At 73.4% G+C, this 286-nt stretch carries 1 pseudogene; it reads right to left on the bottom strand.

Annotation, left to right across the window (positions count from 1 at the left end):
* Positions 1–197, bottom strand: a pseudogene (locus IH44_RS49000) (transposase); the annotation flags it as partial.
* Positions 198–286 lie beyond the last annotated feature (89 nt).

Here is a 286-nt window from a genome sequence, read left to right as displayed (position 1 = left end):
AGGCGGCCGGCGAAGCCCTGGTCCGCCCAGAACCTCTCGATCCGCGGGTGGTCGAGCCGGGCCCACAGGAGCGGACGGCGGGCGCCGTCGCGGTCCTGGGCGCTCGCGGCGGCCACGTGGACCGCGACGAGCAGGCCCAGGGTGTCGGTGACCAGGAACCGCTTGCGGCCCTTGACCTTCTTGCCCGCATCGAATCCCCTGGTCGCCGCCGGCACGGTGTCGGCGGTGCGGACGGACGCGCAGGAGGAAGCAACGGCTCCACCAGCGCCCACTGATCATCCGTCAG

The sequence above is a fragment of the Kitasatospora sp. NRRL B-11411 genome, assembly GCF_000721345.1.
Taxonomy (GTDB): Bacteria; Actinomycetota; Actinomycetes; order Streptomycetales; family Streptomycetaceae; genus Kitasatospora; species Kitasatospora cineracea.
The sequence above is the reverse complement of the archived record's forward strand: the minus strand, read 5'-3'. Positions and strand labels throughout refer to the sequence as shown.